This is a genomic window from Micromonospora sp. KLBMP9576 (assembly GCF_050941805.1).
Taxonomy (GTDB): Bacteria; Actinomycetota; Actinomycetes; order Mycobacteriales; family Micromonosporaceae; genus Micromonospora.
Window position 1 is genome coordinate 2,073,030 of record NZ_CP194567.1, and the last position, 17,757, is coordinate 2,090,786.

The following is a 17,757-nucleotide window of genomic DNA, read 5'->3' on the forward strand; positions in this document are numbered from 1 at the left end:
CCGGCCGTGGCCGGGCTCCGGCGCGTCGCCGTGGTGGACAGGGGCTCGTCAGCAGGGCGACATGCAGTGGCAGCACATCTCGGTGTGCCCGTTGATCGGCGGCATGCCGCCGGCGACGGTCTCCAGCTCCTCGCGGCTCAGCTCGACCAGCCCGACGGGGTGGTCGGGCGTGGTCTCGCCCCGGTGGTACTCGTCCTTCCAGGCGCGGACGACGTCGGTGATCGACATCTGATTCCTCCTTGGTGGCGACCGGCGGCCGGGTGCCGCGGTCCGTGCCCTTGAGACTGGTCCGGCGCGGGGGCCGGGGCGTGAGTAGCGGGTACTCCATCGCAGTCGCGAAGCGGTCACCGCCGGGCGCGGGCCGCGGCCCGGGCGACGGTGTCTGAAACCTGACGCCGCGAGGTGGCCCTCCGGCTGAAAAATAGCTACAGGCGCAGGTCGGCGCGCGTGCCGCGCCGCCGCGGGGGCTACTCAGGCCCGGGAAGTGCCGGTACTCAGCGGTCGCGGTCGCACCGCGGCCGGCCGTGCCGACAACCTCGCGCGCGGCCGACAGCGTCTGTCACGGCAGACCGTCTTGTGGGGAGGGATGCGTTGTCCACACCATGGCCACTCGTCGGGCGGCGGCGGGAACTCGACCGACTGACCGACAGCCTGACCGGCGGCGTGACCCGCTGCACGCTCGTCACCGGGGAAGCCGGGATCGGCAAGAGCCGCCTCGCCGCCGAGGTGCGCGGCGCGGCGGCGCGGCGGGGGTTCCTGGCGCTGCGGGTGACCGCGACGCCGGGCTGGCAGAGCGTGCCCTTCGGCGTGCTCTCCCAGCTCGTCACGCGGCCGGTGGGCCCCTCGGTCGCCGCGGCGTTCCGGGACCTCACGGCCAGGCTGCGGGCCGCCGCCGCGGGCCGGCCGGTGCTCGTCGTCGTCGACGACGTGAACTGGCTCGACGACGCGTCGTCGGCGCTGCTCGAACGGCTCGTGGCCGGCGAGGCGGTACGCGTACTCGCCAGCGCCCGCAGCGACGCGGTCGCCAGCCCCGCCGTCACCGCCCTGCGCCGCCTCGGCCCCGTCGAGCGCGTGGAGCTGGCGGCGCTGACCCGGCCGGAGACGGGCGAGCTGATCGAGGCGATGCTGGGCGGGCCCACCGACGGTCTCACCCTCGCCACGGTCTGGCAGGCGGTCCGCGGCAACCCGCTGTTCCTGCGGGAGATGCTGCGCGGCGGGCGGCAGAGCGGCGCCCTCGCCCGGCGTAGCGGCGTGTGGACCTGGCGCGGCGCCCCGTCGGAACACCCGCACCTGGGCGACCTCGTCGCCGAGACGCTCAACCTGCTCGACCCCGAGGAGGTCGAGGCGTTGCAGTACGTCGCGCACGGCGGGCCCGCGCCCCTGCCCGTCATCGAGCGGCTCGTCGCCGCGCCGGTCGCCGAGCGGCTGGAGGAGCGGGGGCTCATCGAACTGACCACGGGGGAGCAGCGCGGCCTGGTCCGGGTGGCGCACCCGCTCTACGCGGAGGCGGCCCGGGCGCGCACCGGCGCGCTGCGCACCCGACGCATCCTGCGCGAGCTGGCGGACGCGCTGGAGGCCACCTCGACGGCGCGGCACGAGGACCGCCTGCGGGTGGTGTCGTGGCGCTGCGACGCCGACCTCGCGGTCGACGACGCGGACCTGCTGGCCGCCTCCGAGTCGGCGCTGCTGCGACGCGGGGCCCGCCTCGCCGAACGGCTCGCCCGCCGGGTCGAGCATCCCCGGGGCGCGCGACAGCTCGGCCGGGCCCTGGTCGCGCAGGGGCGCGGCGAGGAGGCCGACGAGCACCTGCGCCGGGCGTACGAGTCGCTGGACGACCCGCGCGACCGCGCCGAGACGGCGGCGCTGCGGGCGGTGAACCTGTTCTGGGGGCTGCGCCTGCCCGAAGCCGCCGGCGCCGTGCTCGCCGAGGCGGTGGCGGCGCTGCCCGCCGCCGTCCACGACGGGCTGTTGACGGCCCTCGCCGCGATGGCCGTCTTCGACGGCCGGACCGCGCAGGGACGTGCGGCCGTCGCCCGCCTCGCCCAACACCCGCCGCGCGACGCGTTGCTGGGCATGGCCGCCACCCCGCTCCTGCCCCACCTGCTGGTCTTCGCCGGCGAGCCGGCCCGCGCCGCGGCCCTGTTCGACGCCGCCGAGGTCACCTTTCCGCAGGCCTGGCCCGCGATGCGCGCCGCCACGCAGGCGCTGCACGTGCAGGCGCTGGTGATGGCGGGGGAGCTGACCCGGGCCACGGAGTCGGCGGAGGCCTACTACCTGGACGCGGTCGAGGGCGGCTCGGCCGACGGCGTCGCCCTGCTCGCCCTGATGGTGGGCAACTGCCGCTACCACCGGGGGCGCCGGCGGGACGCGCTGCGCTGGCTGCGTGAGGCCCGCGCCCTGGTCGACGGGCGGACGCCGTTTCCCATCCGGGGCTACGTCCTGTCGCTGGGCGCGTGGTTCGCCGCGCAGGCCGGCGAGGCGCGCGACGGCGACGAGCCGGGTGGGCGCCCGCCCGGGCGTAGCGGTCCGGCCGACTTCTGGGGCCTGGCCGAAGCCTGGACCCACGCCGGTGCGGGGCGGACCGCCGTGGCGGCCGGGCAGCTCACCGCGCTGGCCGGGCGGGCCCGGGAGAACGGCGCGCTCACCGTCGCCGTGCAGGCCCTGCACCTGCTGTCCCGGGTGGCGCCGTCCCGCTCGGTCGCCGTGGAGCTCCGCCGCGTCGCCGACGCCTGCGACAGCCCGCTGTTCGACCTGTACGCCGACCTGGCCGCCGCGTTGGCCCGGCCGGATCCGGAGGCGCTCGAGCGGCTGGCGACGACGTTCGGTGAACGGGGCTACGCCACGCTGGAACTGGAGGCGACCATCGCCGCCGGGGCGGCGCGGCGCGGGCGTGGCGAGCATCGCGCCGCCAACGCGCACGCCACGCGCGCCGAGAAGCTGCGGCGGCACTGCGACGCGTACTGGCCGGCGTGGTGCGGGCAGGTCGACTCCGCGCCGACCCCGCTGACCGGCCGGGAACGCGAGATCTGCGCGCTGGCCGCCACCGGGCTGGACAACAGCGCGATCGCCCGCCGGCTGCGGCTGTCGGTGCGTACGGTGGAGAACCACCTTCAGCGTTCCTACCACAAGCTCGGCGTGCGCAGCCGCCTCGAACTCGCCGGTTCGTTCACCGGATAGGCCGGCCCGCGCCTCCGCCGGGTCAAGGGTGCGCCGGCGAGGTGTCGGGCACGCGGTGACGCCGGCCGCCCCGAGGGGCCGGCCGGCGTCAGGGGACACGGGTCAGTGGGTGCGGCGACGCCCGTACGCGCCGGCGGCGATCACCACGCCGATGGCGGCGAAGACGACCTGGATGATCAGCTCGATCCAGTCGACGCCGGCGGTGTCGTCGACGCCGACGGCGGCGGCGACGAGGGTGCCGAGGATCGCGGCGACCACGCCGATGAGCAGGGTGAGCCAGATCGGGATGGTCTGCTTGCCCGGGACGACCAGCCGGCCCAGTGCGCCGATGATCAGGCCGATGATGATGGCGGTGAAGAAGCCGGTAACTTCCACGAGAGTCGTCCTCCAGAGATTCGTCGTCGGTCCTGGTCATTCCCCTGACGTGCTGCTGGCGAAACCAACTGTGCGCAAGCCCTCGAGGGTGCGGTGTGGGCAGGTCCGACGCGGGCGGGACCCGGCGGCCGAAGACGTTTCGGATCGCCGGGCCCCGCCCGTGGTGCTACTGCCCGCTGAGGGCGACCAGGGCGCTGGCGGTGCGGAAGTACGGGTTGCGGCCCAGGTCACCGACGGTGGTGATGTTGAAGGCCTCCTTCAGCAGCTTGGCGTCGCCGGCGCTGACCCCGGCGAGGGCGGCCACCGGGGCGTCGACCAGCTCGGTGAGGGTCTTGTCCTGGTACGACTTGTCGACCAGCTTGGTGAGGTCGGCGGTGACGGGCATGCGCGCTCCTTCGAAATCGAGATCGGGAATTCCGACCAGATGCGGGCGAATCTCACGAATTAGATCACCAAAGCGGCGAAGGGTCCACAGTGGTCGGTGGGCGGCGCGGTCGCCGGGGGGGCCTCCGGCGCCACGTCTCCTCGTCGGCGGCCGGACGCGCTCCGCTGGGAGTCGCGCCCGGAAGCCGTTGCCCCGCAACGCGTTTCGGCGAGACTCCATGGTGGACTGGGGTCCGGCGGCAAGGTAGCAGCGCAACCTGGGAGGCCGCTGATCGTGGCGGCGTCACCGCCGTCCGTCGGGTGGCCGGCCCCGTACCGAGGGCCGCCGCACGAAACGGGAACTGTCTCCGCCGAGGACGGCGGCGGTTCGGCGGTGACGGGTATCCGCCTCCTGTCGGCGGGAAATCCGGGGCCGAATGTCGGTGATCGCCGTTAGTCTGCCTGCGGAGACCGCCCGGGACGCGGCAGGTCGAGGCGCGGCCCGGCCGCGCTACAACGGGGATTTCAGGAGATTTCGTGACACACCAATCCATGGCGACCTCGGACAGGCTCGACGCCTCGGTGCTCAAGATCGCCGGGGTCGTCGTCATCGGCGCGATCATGTCGATCCTCGACGTGACGGTCGTCAGCGTCGCCCTGCCCACCTTCCAACGCGAGTTCGACGCGTCCTACGCCGAGGTCGCCTGGACGATGACCGCCTACACCCTGGCGCTGGCCACGGTGATCCCGCTCAGCGGCTGGGCCGCCGACCGGTTCGGCACCAAGCGGCTCTACATGGTGGCCCTGGCGCTGTTCACGATCGGGTCGGGGCTGTGCGCCACCGCCGACACGATCGGGCAGTTGATCGGCTACCGCGTGCTCCAGGGGCTCGGCGGCGGCATGCTCATGCCGCTGGGCATGACGATCATGACCCGGGCGGCCGGGCCGCACCGGATCGGCCGGCTGATGGCCGTGCTCGGCATCCCGATGCTGCTCGGTCCCATCGGGGGCCCGATCCTCGGCGGTTGGCTGATCGACATCGCGAGCTGGCACTGGATCTTCCTGATCAACCTGCCGGTCGGCGCCGTCGCGCTCGCCTACGCCGCCGTCGCGCTGCCGAAGGACAACCCCGAGCCCTCCGAGTCGTTCGACTTCCTCGGCATGCTGATGCTCTCGCCGGGGCTCGCCCTCTTCCTCTACGGCGTCTCCTCGCTGCCCGAGACCGGCACGTTCGCCGACACCGAGGTGTGGGTGCCGATGCTGGTGGGCGCCGCGCTGCTCGTCGCCTTCGTCCGCTACTCCTTCCGGCCCCGCCACCCCCTGCTGGACCTGCGGCTGTTCGCCAACCGCAGCCTCACCATCGCGACCGTGACCATGTTCGTCTTCGTCATCGCGTTCATGGGCGCGGGCCTGCTGTTCCCGAGCTACTTCCTGCAGATCCGGGGCGAGACGACGCTGGCCGCCGGCCTGCTGATGGCGCCGCAGGGGATCGGCGCGATGGTGACCATGCCGGTGGCCGGGATGCTGGCCGACCGGATGCCCGTCGGCCGTACGGTGCCGTTCGCGCTGGCACTCATCGCCCTGGGGTTCTTCACCTTCACCCAGGTCGACCCGCAGACGTCGTACGTGCTGCTCTGCGGTTCGCTGTTCGTCATGGGCCTGGGCATGGGCGGCACCATGATGCCGATCATGACCTCGGCGCTGAAGACCCTCAGCTCCCACGACGTGGCCCGCGGCTCCACCCTGGTCAACATCATCCAGCAGATCGGCGGGTCCGTCGGCGCCGCGACGATGTCGGTGATCCTGACCAACGAGCTGAACGGCTCCCGACCGATCCCCGGGGCGACCGACCCGAGCGGTGCGCCGTTGACCGAGGCCGGCCTCGCCATCGCCGTCCAACAGCAGCCGGAACTGGCCCGACAGTTCCCGGTCGAGCCGGCGCTCCTCTCCCGCGGCCTCGACTACGCGGCCAACTCCTTCGCCACCACCTTCTGGGTGGCGTTCGCGCTGGTGCTGGCCACGTTCATCCCGGTCGCGTTCCTGTCCCGCCGGCGCGAGCCCTCGCACCTGCTCGACGACCAGCAGGACGGTGAACCGAGGACCCCGGTCGTCATCCACTGACGCACCTGTCGGGTCGCCGGGAAGCCCGGCGACCCGACGGTCCGGCGCCGCCGCGCCGGGCCGGTCTGGTCGGGGTGCCGTCCGTGTCTCCCGCCCCTCAGACCACTCGATCCGTCAGGGCTCGGCGTGGGGGCGCTGCCGTGGCGTGGCGGCGGGCCCCCCGTGGGTGTCGTCGTAGCCGGCGGCCTGGAGGGCGAACAGCTCGGCGTACCGACCCCGGGCGGCGACGAGTTCGGCGTGGCTGCCGGCCTCGACCAGCGCGCCGTGGTGCAGGACGAAGATCCGGTCGGCGTGCCGGACGTTGGCGAGCCGGTGGGTGATGAGGATCGTCGTCGCCCGACCCTGCCGGTCCCGGATGGCCTGGAAGAGGGCGTCCTCGGCACGCGGGTCGAGGGCGGAGGACGGCTCGTCCATGACCAGCAGCTCGGCGTCGCGCAGGAAACCACGGGCGGCGGTGATGCGCTGCCACTGGCCACCGGAGAGGTCCTGGCCCTTCGCGAAGGTGCGGTCGAGCAGCGTCTCGTACCCGTGTGGCAGCTCCCGGATCATGTCGTGCGCGACGGCGCGGGTGGCCGCGGCCTCGATCCGGTCCTGCCGGGCCTCACTGTCGACGTCACCGAGGGCGATGTTCGTGGCGGCGGTGAACGGCCACTTGTGATACTCCTGCGTGATCACGGCGACGCGGGCCCGCAGCCCGTCGGGGTCCCACTCGGGCAGGGGCCGGCCGTTCCAGCAGATCGTGCCCTCCGTCGGCGCGCGGAGGGTGGCGATCATCGCGGCGAGGGTGGTCTTGCCCGAGCCGTTCTCGCCCACGAAGGCCACCGTCTGGCCCGCCGTGATCGTCAACGTCACGCCGTCGACGGCGAGCGCCTCCCGGTCGGGATAGCGCAGGCTGACGTCCCGCACGCTCAGCTCACGCAGCGGGCCGGGTACGGTGTCCGCGCCACCCGTGGCCGGCCCGGGCAGGTAGGCGGCGGCGCGGGCCATGAACCCCGTGTAGTCGCTGAAGTGCTGGCCCTCGGTGTAGACGCGGTCGATCTGGAAGGTGGCGACGGCCAGCGAGCGCTGCGCCGACTGGACCGCGACCACGCAGGTCGCCGCCGCCGCGAGCGGAATGTGGCCGTCGACGAGCAGCAGCCCGAGCAGGAGGTAGACCACGCCGGTGGCGATTCCGCCGATCACCGCCCCGACGGTGGTGGTCGTGGTGACCCGCCGGGAGAGGGCGAGTTCGATGTCGCTCTCCACCCGCATCACCCGGTCGTACTGGTCCAGCAGGAAGCGGCGCAGCCCGTAGGAGCGCAGCTCCGGCGCGGAGTTGCGTTCGGCCATCAGCCGGTGCAGCAGCCACAGTCGCCGGCGCCGCACCGATCCGGCCGTGTACGTCTGGTACCGCAGGTGCCCGGCCCGCAGCGACGCCCAGGCCCGGGGCAGCGTCGCCACCAGCAGCGCCAGCAGCAGCAGCGGGTGGATGACGACGACGGCGACCGCCACGGCCAGCAGGCCGGCCAGCCCGGCGAGCAGGTTCATCGACGACTCGACCAACGACACCGTCGACTCGGTGCCCCGGGACGCCCGTTCCATGTCGTCGGCGAACGCGTCGGCGTCGAACGCCTCCAGCCGCACCGCCGTGGAGACCTCGAACAGGCCGCGCCCCACCTCCCGGCGGACCCCCGGTGAGAGGCCGTTGAGCGCGTACCCGGTGGCGATGCCCAGGCCGGCGCGCAACGCGGTCGCCCCCGCCAGCACGGCGAGCGCGGGCAGCGCGGCGCCCACCTTGTCCGCGGTCGGGCCCCCGGCGAACAGCTCCACCAGCACCCGTTGGGTGGCCAGCAGCCCGAAGGCGGCCATCACGCCGCCGCCGAGGGTCGCGGCGGCCACCACCGAGGTCCGGAGCCGGTCGGCCCGCCAGCTGATCCGCACGGCCGCCCAGACCAGCCGGGGCAGCTCGGCGAACACGGCGAACAGGCCCGCCGCGGACCGCGCCTGCATGCCCGTCTCCCACCACATCGTGCGCAGCTCCGGCAGGACCGACTCCGTCCGGGCCGCTACCGGCCGGTCTGCCTCGGTGTCCGGATCGGTTCGGGTGGCGGCTCCGGTCACGGGCGTGTCTCCTGCCTGCGTGGTGACGTGGTCGTCGGTCGGGACCCGGTTCGTGGACGTCGGCGCGGAACCGCCCCGCCCCCGCCTTATTAACCCACAGCGCTCGACCAGCTACCAATGGTCACCGTCGACGATTCGCCGCTCAGCCCGTCCTGGTCGGTTCGGGGGTGGGCTCGGCCGAGGCGCTGCCCCGGCGTGCGGCGACGACACCGAAGGCGGCGGCGGTGAAGAACATCAGGATCCCGTAGATGGCGGGCGGCATGGCGATGTCGGTGTTGTCGAGCAGGGCCGGGCTGAGCGCGATCGTGATGGCCAGGGTGGCGTTGTGGACGCCGATCTCGAACGACGACGCGACGGCATCCCGGTGCCCGACGCGCAGCAGGCGCGGCGCCGCGTACCCGATGGCGAGGCTGAGCAGGTTGAACAGCAGGGCGACGAGACCGACGGCGCCGATGGTGGCGGCGAGTTCGTCCTTGACGCCGAGCGCCGCGCCGATGATCACGACAACGAGGACCACGATGGAGAGGACCTTCACCGGTTGCTGCATGCGCACGGCGAACCCGGGACGCCGCTGGCGGACGGCCATTCCGATCGTGATCGGGATGAGCACGAGGGCGAAGACCTGGAGCACCTTGTCGAACTGGAGGCCGAGCGAGCTGTCCGAGCCCATGAACGCGGCGACGGAGAGGTTGACGATCAGGGGCAACGTCAACAGGGCGAGCACCGAGTTGATGGCGGTCAGGGTGACGTTGAGCGCAACGTTGCCCTTGAACAGGTGACTGTAGAGGCTGGCGGTGCTGCCGCCGGGGGAGGCGGCCAGCAGCATCATCCCGACCGCCAGTTCGGGGCGCAGGTCGGCCGCGAGCACCAGGCCCAGGCAGATGGCCGGCAGGACCAGCATCTGACAGACCAGGGAGACGATGACCGCCCGTGGGTACGCGAAGACGCGACGGAAGTCCGCCAGGGTGAGGGTGAGGCCGAGGCCGAGCATGACGATGCCCAACGCGACCGGGAAGAGCACGAGCGACAGACCGGTACTCACGGGGGCGGGCCTCCTGCTCGCGGTGCGCCAGGGATCACCGGATCCGCACACCACGACGGCGTGCGCTCGAATCTTGCAACCTGCGTAGACCTCCGTCAATGGCAGTCGTCAACCGGCCCCGCCGCGGCACCGGCCGGTGGAAAACCAACGCCGCCGGCGCGGGTCAGAAGGGCCACTGACCGTGCGACCCCGCCTCGACGAGCGGGATCATCGCGAACGCGGCGTCGGACAGGCCACCGAACGTGTGCCGGTTGCCGGTCGTCGGGGCGTGCCCGACCCCGTGCCCGGCCAGGTTCCACGTGTAGACCGGCACCCGCGCGGGCACGGCCGCCGTGACGTCCGACGCGTCGTGCCGGTGCGCCTGCTCGTCGGTGAGCAGGACCACCCGGTCGTGCCGGTCGTAGTGCTCACGCACGGCCTTCTCGGTCGCGGTCACGCCGCCGTGGAGGTGGCGGTCCTTGAACCGGCGCACCGCCGCCAGCAGCGACTCGCCGGCGACGGCCGGGAACACCGCGCTGCCGTGGGAGAACGACACCACAGTGGCCTCCTGCGCGCGGGCGGCCAGCGCGAGGCCGAACACGGCGGCCGCGTCCCAGTGGCGCAGCGTGCCGTCCCTGCTGAACGCGGCCGCCATCGACCCGGAGGTGTCGATCAGGATCAGGGTCCGCCCGTCCAGGGCGGGCACGTTCGCCAGGGACTGCCGCAACGCCCGCTCCAACGGGTACGTCCACCGCGGGCCCGGTGCCGCGTGGTGAGCCGACAGGTAACGCATCGGCAGCACGCGCGACCGGGCGACCGCGCCCGGATCGGTCAGCCTGGCCGCCACCGTCGCGGCGACGTCGTCGCTGACGCCGGCCCGGTCGAGGTTGCGCAGGTTGCGCAGCAGCGCCAGGTAGCCCATGGTCGGGACGACCGCCTCCCAGGCGTCGGCGTCCATCGCGCTACGCCGCCAGCCCGCGAGGGCCTCCCAGGTCATGCCGGCCGCGTCCAGCACCGCCGGGTCGGTGACCCGCGCGCGCCGCTCGAGCGGCAACGCCATGAGTGCGGCCCGGGCCGCCAGCACCGTCAGGGACGGCGGCAGCGGGTTGTCGCGCCGGTGCCGGCGGTCCAACGCGTGCCGGAAGAGGTCGCCCTGCCGCTCGTCGTGCGCCCTGGGGTGGGTCAGGTCGATGATGTCGCCGAACCGGACCGCGCTGCCGTCGACGTCGTGCTTCAGCAGGCTCCGCTCGTCGTAGAGCCGCACCGCCGCGTCGGCGATGCCTCGCTTGACCGGCTTGGGCAGCGTCCGGCCGTGGCGTCCCAGCCAGTACGCGAGGGCCTCGCCCGGCTCGTCGGCGCGCTGCAACGCGGAGTCGACGACGGCCCGGGAGCCGGGGATGCCGGCGGCCACCTGGGCGCGGGCCCCCTCCAGGGCGGCCACGACGGACGCCGAACGCAGCATCGCCCCCGTACGCAGCCAGCGCACGAAGCGGGCGAACCAGTCGGGGTCGGCGACAGCGACGGTGGCGACCAGTGCACGGAAGCGGCCGTCGCGCTCGCCGGCGCCCTCGTGGAAGGTGTCCACACCGACCATGTTCGACACGCCCAGCAGGAACAGCTCGGTGCGCGTGTCGCGGGTGAAGCCGGGCGCTCCCTCCGCGGTGACGACCTTCGTCGCGCGGCCCCGCCTACGGTGGTGCTCGGCCATCAGGTATCCCGTGGGGTGAAGCGGAAGGGCACGCGACCGCACCGGGCATCCGCAGGCGGGGTGGGCGGCCACCGCCCACCCGTGGGTGCCCGGTCGAGCGGGATCCCCACGGGGGACAACGCAGGCAGCCGTCGCCCGCGCGCCGGATGCGCGCTGTGGTGGCGCCTCCCGAGATCAGAAGCGGCGACGGCGAAGGTGACCTGGGCTGCTGGTCGACACCGCCGGTCGGCGGCGACGGGATTTGCACCCGCGTCTCCCCGTTGGAAGCGGAAGTAGCCGTTGCCTGCGCACCGGGAGGTGCGTGATCAAGCTAGGCGAACCTCGCGTACGCCGGCAAGCTTGATTCGGGCGGGCGGTCACGCGCCGGGTGGCGGGCCAGGGGCGTCGCCGGGCAGCCGGCGGGCCAGTTCGCGGCGCAGCACGTCCCGGCCGGGCGACATGTCCGCGAGCGGGACCCGGACCTCGTACGGTCGGCTCTGCCCGTGCCCGGCCATCTGCCAGCGCCGCAGCGGCGGTCGGGTCAGGCCCGGGTCGACCGGCTCGACGACCAGGAACGGCGTGTGGCGTCCGTGGATCTCGGCGCGGGCGACGTTCGACCAGTCGACGGCCACCGTCGTGTCCTCCGGCCCGGCGAGTTCCAACTCCTGCCGGTTGAGCCGCACCAGCACCCGTGACCGGAGGCCGGCGGCCGGCGTGCGGGCCGAGAACGCCGAGACGAAGAAGGCGGAGAAGTAGCCGGGGAGCAACCACAGCATGTCCCACCACTGCCGGCCCCGCGCCAGGCTGACGACGGCGCTCACCACCACGAGGACGAGCAGGGTGAGGGCCGCCCTGCGGGCCAGCCTGCGCGCCGACCGGCTGAACTCGACGGTGCAGGGGTCGCCATCGATATCCACTGCGACCTGTTGCCCGCCCGCATCCGGCACCAAACGACCGGGTGTGACCGCCGGACGGCGCGGCGCGGAGGCGGGCTGGTCGGCGACGCCTGCTCCGCCGGCGGGGCCGCCTCGGGACTGTCTGCCCCGAGGCGGCCCCACCGCGGTTGACGGGCTGGTCGACGAGGTCACACCGCCGGCGCGGCGACGACCGGCGGCCCGCCTGGTCCGCTCAGGCGCGGGACCACTTCTGGTTGGCCTCGCCGGAGCAGTCCCACAGTTGCAGCTTGCCGCCGTTGTCGGGGTTGCGTTCGCGCACGTCGACGCAGCGGTTCGCGCTGAGGTTGACCAGGTCACCGGCGGCGTTGAGGGTGAAGCGTTGCGCGGGGTTGCCGTTGCAGGTGACGAGGTTGACCTCGGTGCCGTTCGCCGTGCCGGCCCAGGCCGGGTCCATGCACTTGCCCATCGCCCGGACGGTGCCGTCGGAGGCGAACGTCCAGGACTGGGCGGCGGTGGTGTTGCAGTCCCAGATCTGCAGCTTGGCCCCGTCGACCGGGTTGGCGCTGGGGATGTCGATGCAGCGGCCGCTCTGTGCACCCCGCAGTCGGGTGGTGCCGGTCGGCGGGTCGCCGCCGGAGGTGTGGCCCGACACCCGCACGTAGTCCACGAGCATCTGCTGCGGGAACTGGGTGGAGGCGTCGGGATAGCCGGGCCAGTTGCCGCCCACCGCCACGTTGAGCAGCATGTAGAACGGGTGGTCGAAGACCCAGCGGTTGCCGCCGAGCCGACCCGGGTCGACCCGGTGGAACTCGACGCCGTCGACGTACCAGACGATGGAGTTGGGCTCCCAGTCCACCCGGTAGGTGTGGAAGGCGTCGGCGAGCGGCTGGCCGAGGGTGCGGCTGCCGGTGATGCCGCCGCCGCCCGAGTAGCCGGGACCGTGGATGGTGCCGTAGACGGTGTTCGGCTCCCGGCCGATGTTCTCCATGATGTCGATCTCGCCCGCGTTCGGCCAGCCCACGCTGCCCATGTCGTTGCCGAGCATCCAGAACGCCGGCCAGATGCCCTGACCGCGCGGGATCTTGATGCGGGCCTCGAAGCGGCCGTACGCCTGGGTGAACGTGGCGGCGGTGAGCAGCCGGGCGGAGGTGTACTCGCAGCGGCCGTAGTGGCACTGGTAGTTGGCGGGGTTCTCCCGGCGGGCGGTGATCACCAGGTTGCCCTGGCCGTCGTGCACCGCGTTGCTCGTGCTGTTGGTGTAGTACTGGCGCTCGTTGTTGCCCCAGCCACCGCCACCGATGTCGAAGCGCCACCTGCTCTGGTCGACGGGGGTGCCGGCCGTGGCGTTGAACTCGTCCTGCCAGGTGATGCCGCCGATGGCGGCCGCGGCGGGCCCGGGTCGCACCGGCAGGGCGAGGGCCGTGGTGGCACCGATGATCGCGATCGCGGCGAGGACGAGCGACCGCGGCCGGCGGCGGGTACGGAATCTGAACATGCAGGACCTCCTTGGCAACTGCGCCGGCGCGACGGCTCTCGCGGCGGACGGGGTTCGATCGGCGTACGTCCCGCGACGGGTCAGCCGCGACGCCACTTCTGGTTGGCGGTTCCGGCGCACTCCCAGAGCTGTAGGCGGGCGCCGTCGGAGTTGTTCCACTCGCTGATGTCGACGCACTTGTTGGCCTGGGGGTTGACCAGGTCGCCGGCGGCGGAGAGGACGAACTGCTGCGCCGGGTTGCCGCTGCAGTTGGCGATCTGGATCGTCGCGCCGTTGGCGGTGGAGCCCCACGCCACGTCCATGCACTTGTTGTTCTGGGTGCGCATGGTGCCGCCGGTGAAGCTCCAGGTCTGCGCGTTGCTGTCGTTGCAGGCCCAGGTCCGCAGGGGGACGCCGTCGGAGAAGTTGGCGTTCGGCACGTCGATGCAGCGGTTGTTCCAGTTGCTGATCAGCCGGCTGCCGCCACCACCGCCGGTGGTGACCAGCGACAGCCCGTAGACGCCGAGGATCTCGTTGACCGGCTGGAACCAGGTGGTGCCGCCGGTGGTGCAGTTGCCGGAGCCGCCGGACGTGACGCCTTGGGCCTGGTTGCCGGAGACCCAGGCTCCGCCGGAGTCGCCGCCCTCGGCGCAGGCGTTGCTGCGGGTCATGCCCGACACCGCACCCTGCGGGTAGTTGACGGTCTCGTTGCGCCCGAGGATGGTCCCGCAGCGCCAGCCGGTGGTGCGCCCGGAGCGGCAGACCGAACTGCCGATGGCCGCGTCCTGCGAGCCGGCCACGGCCACGTTGCCGCCGGCGTGGTTGTTGACCCACGGCTGCGGCGTCCACGAGCCGTTGGTACGCACCCAGCCGTAGTCGTTGCCGGGGAACGACGAGCCGGCGAACGTGCCCTGCGAGACGTTGTTGAAGCCGAGGGTGGGGCTGCCGACGCCACCGCAGTGGCCGGCGGTGACGAAGCCGCCGACGACCGCGAAGCCGACCGAGCAGAGCGTGTTGCCGTTGATCACGTACTGGTCGCCGCCGCGGATGTCGTGGAGCGGGCGCGGGGCGTCGGGGGAGGTGACCACCCGGATCGCGTCGGCGGGTACGCCGCTGGCCCGCGCGTACGCGGCGGCCTTGGCGGCGGCGCCCGGGCGGACCGTCAGCACCACGCTGTTGCGGGCGACGTCGACGTGCCATCCGTGGATGTCGCGGGGGTCCGCGGTGCCGGAGCGTCGGTCGAGGGCGTGCTTGACCGAGTCGAGGGTGCGCTCGTTGCGGGTGACGACCGTGACGTCGGCACCCTCGGCGCGTGCGGCCGCGGCGAGGGTGGCATCCGTGACGGCGACGGTGAGGCGTCGCCCGTCGGCCGGGATCCACGCGCCGGCGAAGCCGGGGCCGAGCCTGGCGCGCAGGCGCCGTTCCACCACCGGGGCCGCCGCCTCGGTGCGCAGGCGTTCGTCGACCTGCGCGGCGGTGAGCCCGAGGTCTCGGGACATCGCCTCGACGAGGGCGGGGCTGGCGCCGGAAGCGGCGGCCTGGCCGGGGGCGGCGGGGGCGCTGTCGCTCGCCTGCCCCGCCGCGGGCGTCAGGCCGACGAGCAGCAGGGCGACGGCGACGGGGCCGAGCACACGCAGTCTTCGAGACAAGGGTTCCTCCCAATGCGGTGGGGTGGCGGAGCGCTAAGAGAGCGCTCTCACGGTGAAGTCTGTCTATGTGTCGGGTTTCTGTCAAGAAGGTTGCCAATTCGGTCGCCGCGCCGATCCGCGACGCCCGCGCACGGCGCCGGCCCCGTCGCCGGGCCGCCGTCGGTGGCGGCGACCGGGCGGCGCGGGTGCGGGTGGGCGTGGCGGGGGTGGCCCGGGGCGCGGCGGGGCCGCCCGGGTCGGCCCGGGGGCGAGGGGGCGCGCGGGTCAGGCGGGGGAGAGCAGGCCGCGTGCAGCCCGGACCTGGTCGGCGGCGCGGGACAGGGCGGCCACGATGCGCTCCTCGCCGACGGCGCCGAGCCGGGCCACCGGCACGGACAGGCTGATCGCGTCGGTCGCCGGCGTGGCCAGGGGCACGGCCCTGGCGAAGCAGACGATGCCCTCGGTGTTCTCCTCGCGGTCCACCGCGTGCCCCTGCCTGCGGACGGCGGCGAGCTCGGCGCGCAGCGCGGCGGGGTCGGTGACGGTGTGCGGGGTGAGTGCGGGCAGCGGCCAGGTCAGCAGCTCGTCGAGCGCCGCGTCCGGGCGCTCGGCGAGCAGCGCCTTGCCCAGGGCGGTGGCGTGCGCCGGCAACTGCCGGCCGATGGCGCTGTAGAGGCGCAGCGGGTGCACCGACTCGCGCTTGGCGAGGTAGACGATGTGCGCGCCGTCCAGGCGTCCGAGGTGGACGGTCTCGCCGAACTGCCGCGACAGGTCGTCGAGCACCCCGCCGAGCAGGCCCATGGTGTCGTCGCTGGTGAGGTAGGCGGCGCCGACCTGGAGCGCGCGTACCCCGAGCCCGAACCTGGTGCCGGTCGGATCGCTCTCCACCCAGCCGCGCCCGGCCATGGTGCGCAGGATGCCGTGCAGGCTGCTCTTCGGGATGTCCAGCGCGCGGGCCAGGTCGACCAGGGAACGCCGCTGCGGCGAGGCGGCCAGCGCCTCGAGCACCTCAAGCGTCCGCGTGGACGACTTCACCGGTGGGAAGCCGCCGGGCAGTGTCATGCCGGCCACTGTAGCGGGGTTGACAGCCCGCCCGGCACGGCTAGGGTCACATATGTGACTGACGTACAGAATGCTGAACAGGGCGCGGCGGTCGTCGCGGCCATCGGCGCGGCCCGCATCCTGCCGGTGGTGGTGCTCGACGCCGCCCGCGACGCCGCCCCGCTGGCGGACGCGCTCCTGCGGGGCGGGCTGCGCTGCGCCGAGGTGACGTTGCGCACCGACGCCGCCGCCGAGGCGATCCGCGTCATGTCCGAGCGACCCGACCTGCTCGTCGGCGCCGGCACCGTGCTGACCCCGGCCCAGGTCGACCTGGCCGTCGGGGCCGGCGCCCGGTTCGTCGTCGCACCCGGGTTCTCCCCGACGGTCGTCCGGCGCTGCCAGGAGCTGGGCGTGCCCGTGTTCCCGGGCGCCGCCACCGGCACCGAGATCCAACTGGCCCTCGACGCCGGGCTCGACACGGTCAAGTTCTTCCCCGCCGAGCAGCTCGGCGGGGTCGCGATGATCAAGGCGCTCGCCGCGCCGTACCGCTCGGTGCGGTTCATCCCGACCGGCGGGGTCAACACCGCCAACCTCGCGGACTACCTCGCCCTGCCGGCGGTGCTGGCCGTCGGCGGCACCTGGATGGTCGCCCCCGACCTGATCGCCGCCGGGCGCTGGGACGAGGTCGCCGCCCGCACCGCGGCGGCCGTCCGGGCCGCCCGACCCGCCGTGGAGGCCTGAGCCGTGCTGTCGATCCGTCCGGCCGGCGAGTGCCGGTACGACCTGGTCTCCCTGGGCGAGATCATGCTGCGGCTCGACCCGGGCGAGGGCCGGGTCCGCACGGCGCGCACCTTCCGGGCCTTCGAGGGCGGCGGCGAGTACAACGTGGCGCGCGGCCTGCGCCGCTGCTTCGGCCTGCGTACCGCCGTGGTCACCGCGTTCGCCGACAACGAGGTGGGCCGGCTGCTGGAGGACCTCGTGCTCCAGGGCGGGGTGGACACCTCGCTGGTGACCTGGCTGCCCTACGACGGGGTCGGACGCGCCGCGCGCAACGGGCTCAACTTCACCGAGCGCGGCTTCGGCGTCCGGGGCGCCGTCGGCACCTCCGACCGGGGCCACAGCGCCGCCAGCCAGCTCCGGCCCGACCAGGTGGACTGGGACCACCTGTTCGGCACGCTGGGGGTGCGCTGGCTACACACCGGCGGCATCTACGCCGCCCTGTCGGAGACCACCCCGGAGACGATGGAGGCCGCCATGGCCGCCGCCGCCCGGCACGGCACCGTCGTGTCGTACGACCTCAACTACCGGCCCAGCCTCTGGCAGGCCGTCGGCGGGCAGGCCCGCGCGCGGGAGGTCAACCGCAGGCTGGCCCGCTACGTCGACGTGATGATCGGCAACGAGGAGGACTTCACCGCCTCGCTGGGCTTCGAGGTGCCCGACACCGACGCCTCGCTGTCCGAGCTGGAGACGGCCAACTTCCAGCGGATGATCGAGGCGGCCACCCGGGAGTACGACAACTTCAAGGTCGTCGCCACCACCCTGCGTACGGTGCGCACCGCCACCGTCAACGACTGGGGCGCGATCGCCTGGGCCGACGGCCGGTTCGCCGAGGCGACCCACCGGCCCGGCCTGGAGATCATGGACCGGGTCGGCGGCGGCGACAGCTTCGCCTCCGGCCTGATCTACGGGCTGCTGGAGAAGGGCGACCTGGCCACGGCCGTCGAGTACGGCGCGGCGCACGGCGCGCTGGCCATGACCACGCCCGGCGACACCTCGATGGCCAGCCTCCGGGAGGTCGAGGCGCTCATGCGGGGCGCGGGCGCGCGCGTCCAGCGCTGAGGCGGCGGGCCACCGCCCCGCGCGACGTCCACGGC

The 17,757-nt window shown here is 73.7% G+C and carries 14 protein-coding genes; 4 read left to right on the forward strand and 10 right to left on the reverse strand.

Features of this window, described 5'->3' with window-relative positions; all coding sequences use genetic code 11:
• Nucleotides 1-48 precede the first annotated feature (48 nt).
• Complete coding sequence (locus ACQ452_RS09325; RefSeq protein ID WP_433392273.1) at nucleotides 49-228, reverse strand: mersacidin/lichenicidin family type 2 lantibiotic; 180 nt, start codon at nucleotides 226-228, stop codon at nucleotides 49-51.
• A gap of 363 nt (nucleotides 229-591) precedes the next feature.
• Between ACQ452_RS09325 and ACQ452_RS09330 the strand changes: the two genes are divergently transcribed.
• Nucleotides 592-3,177, forward strand: coding sequence for an AAA family ATPase (locus ACQ452_RS09330; protein WP_433392276.1), 2,586 nt, complete (start codon nucleotides 592-594; stop codon nucleotides 3,175-3,177).
• A 102-nt stretch (nucleotides 3,178-3,279) separates the two neighbouring features.
• Here the strand turns inward: ACQ452_RS09330 and ACQ452_RS09335 are convergent, their stop codons facing one another.
• Nucleotides 3,280-3,552, reverse strand: coding sequence for a GlsB/YeaQ/YmgE family stress response membrane protein (locus tag ACQ452_RS09335; RefSeq protein WP_433392279.1), 273 nt, complete (start codon nucleotides 3,550-3,552; stop codon nucleotides 3,280-3,282).
• A 166-nt stretch (nucleotides 3,553-3,718) separates the two neighbouring features.
• Nucleotides 3,719-3,937, reverse strand: a complete 219-nt coding sequence (locus ACQ452_RS09340; RefSeq protein ID WP_433392282.1) for a hypothetical protein — start codon at nucleotides 3,935-3,937, stop codon at nucleotides 3,719-3,721.
• A 530-nt stretch (nucleotides 3,938-4,467) separates the two neighbouring features.
• On the opposite strand from ACQ452_RS09340, the gene ACQ452_RS09345 reads away from it, so the two are divergent.
• Nucleotides 4,468-6,036 carry a DHA2 family efflux MFS transporter permease subunit gene (locus ACQ452_RS09345; RefSeq protein WP_433394065.1) on the forward strand — a complete coding sequence of 523 codons (1,569 nt, stop codon included), beginning with the start codon at nucleotides 4,468-4,470 and terminating at the stop codon, nucleotides 6,034-6,036.
• A 114-nt stretch (nucleotides 6,037-6,150) separates the two neighbouring features.
• Here the strand turns inward: ACQ452_RS09345 and ACQ452_RS09350 are convergent, their stop codons facing one another.
• The 7 genes from ACQ452_RS09350 to ACQ452_RS09380 all read right to left on the reverse strand — a co-directional run bounded on the left by ACQ452_RS09350 (nucleotide 6,151) and on the right by ACQ452_RS09380 (nucleotide 15,904).
• On the reverse strand, nucleotides 6,151-8,136 hold the full coding sequence (locus ACQ452_RS09350; RefSeq protein WP_433392285.1) for an ABC transporter ATP-binding protein: 1,986 nt from the start codon (nucleotides 8,134-8,136) through the stop codon (nucleotides 6,151-6,153).
• Nucleotides 8,137-8,278: 142 nt separating this feature from the next.
• Nucleotides 8,279-9,178 carry a bile acid:sodium symporter family protein gene (locus ACQ452_RS09355; RefSeq protein ID WP_433392287.1) on the reverse strand — a complete coding sequence of 300 codons (900 nt, stop codon included), beginning with the start codon at nucleotides 9,176-9,178 and terminating at the stop codon, nucleotides 8,279-8,281.
• Nucleotides 9,179-9,341: 163 nt separating this feature from the next.
• Nucleotides 9,342-10,865, reverse strand: a complete 1,524-nt coding sequence (locus ACQ452_RS09360; RefSeq protein ID WP_433392290.1) for a TROVE domain-containing protein — start codon at nucleotides 10,863-10,865, stop codon at nucleotides 9,342-9,344.
• Nucleotides 10,866-11,221: 356 nt separating this feature from the next.
• Nucleotides 11,222-11,761, reverse strand: a complete 540-nt coding sequence (locus ACQ452_RS09365; RefSeq protein ID WP_433392293.1) for a hypothetical protein — start codon at nucleotides 11,759-11,761, stop codon at nucleotides 11,222-11,224.
• A 211-nt stretch (nucleotides 11,762-11,972) separates the two neighbouring features.
• Entirely contained in the window at nucleotides 11,973-13,235 is a 1,263-nt protein-coding gene (locus ACQ452_RS09370; RefSeq protein WP_433392296.1) for a family 16 glycosylhydrolase, read from the reverse strand.
• An 80-nt stretch (nucleotides 13,236-13,315) separates the two neighbouring features.
• Nucleotides 13,316-14,863, reverse strand: coding sequence for a ricin-type beta-trefoil lectin domain protein (locus ACQ452_RS09375; protein WP_433392298.1), 1,548 nt, complete (start codon nucleotides 14,861-14,863; stop codon nucleotides 13,316-13,318).
• A gap of 264 nt (nucleotides 14,864-15,127) precedes the next feature.
• Nucleotides 15,128-15,904: an IclR family transcriptional regulator gene (locus ACQ452_RS09380; RefSeq protein WP_433392300.1), complete on the reverse strand. Its 777-nt coding sequence runs from the start codon at nucleotides 15,902-15,904 to the stop codon at nucleotides 15,128-15,130.
• 54 nt (nucleotides 15,905-15,958) lie between these two features.
• Between ACQ452_RS09380 and eda the strand changes: the two genes are divergently transcribed.
• On the forward strand, nucleotides 15,959-16,624 hold the full coding sequence (eda, locus tag ACQ452_RS09385; RefSeq protein WP_433392302.1) for a bifunctional 4-hydroxy-2-oxoglutarate aldolase/2-dehydro-3-deoxy-phosphogluconate aldolase: 666 nt from the start codon (nucleotides 15,959-15,961) through the stop codon (nucleotides 16,622-16,624).
• Nucleotides 16,625-16,627: 3 nt separating this feature from the next.
• Nucleotides 16,628-17,722: a sugar kinase gene (locus ACQ452_RS09390; protein WP_433392304.1), complete on the forward strand. Its 1,095-nt coding sequence runs from the start codon at nucleotides 16,628-16,630 to the stop codon at nucleotides 17,720-17,722.
• Nucleotides 17,723-17,757: the final 35 nt, after the last annotated feature.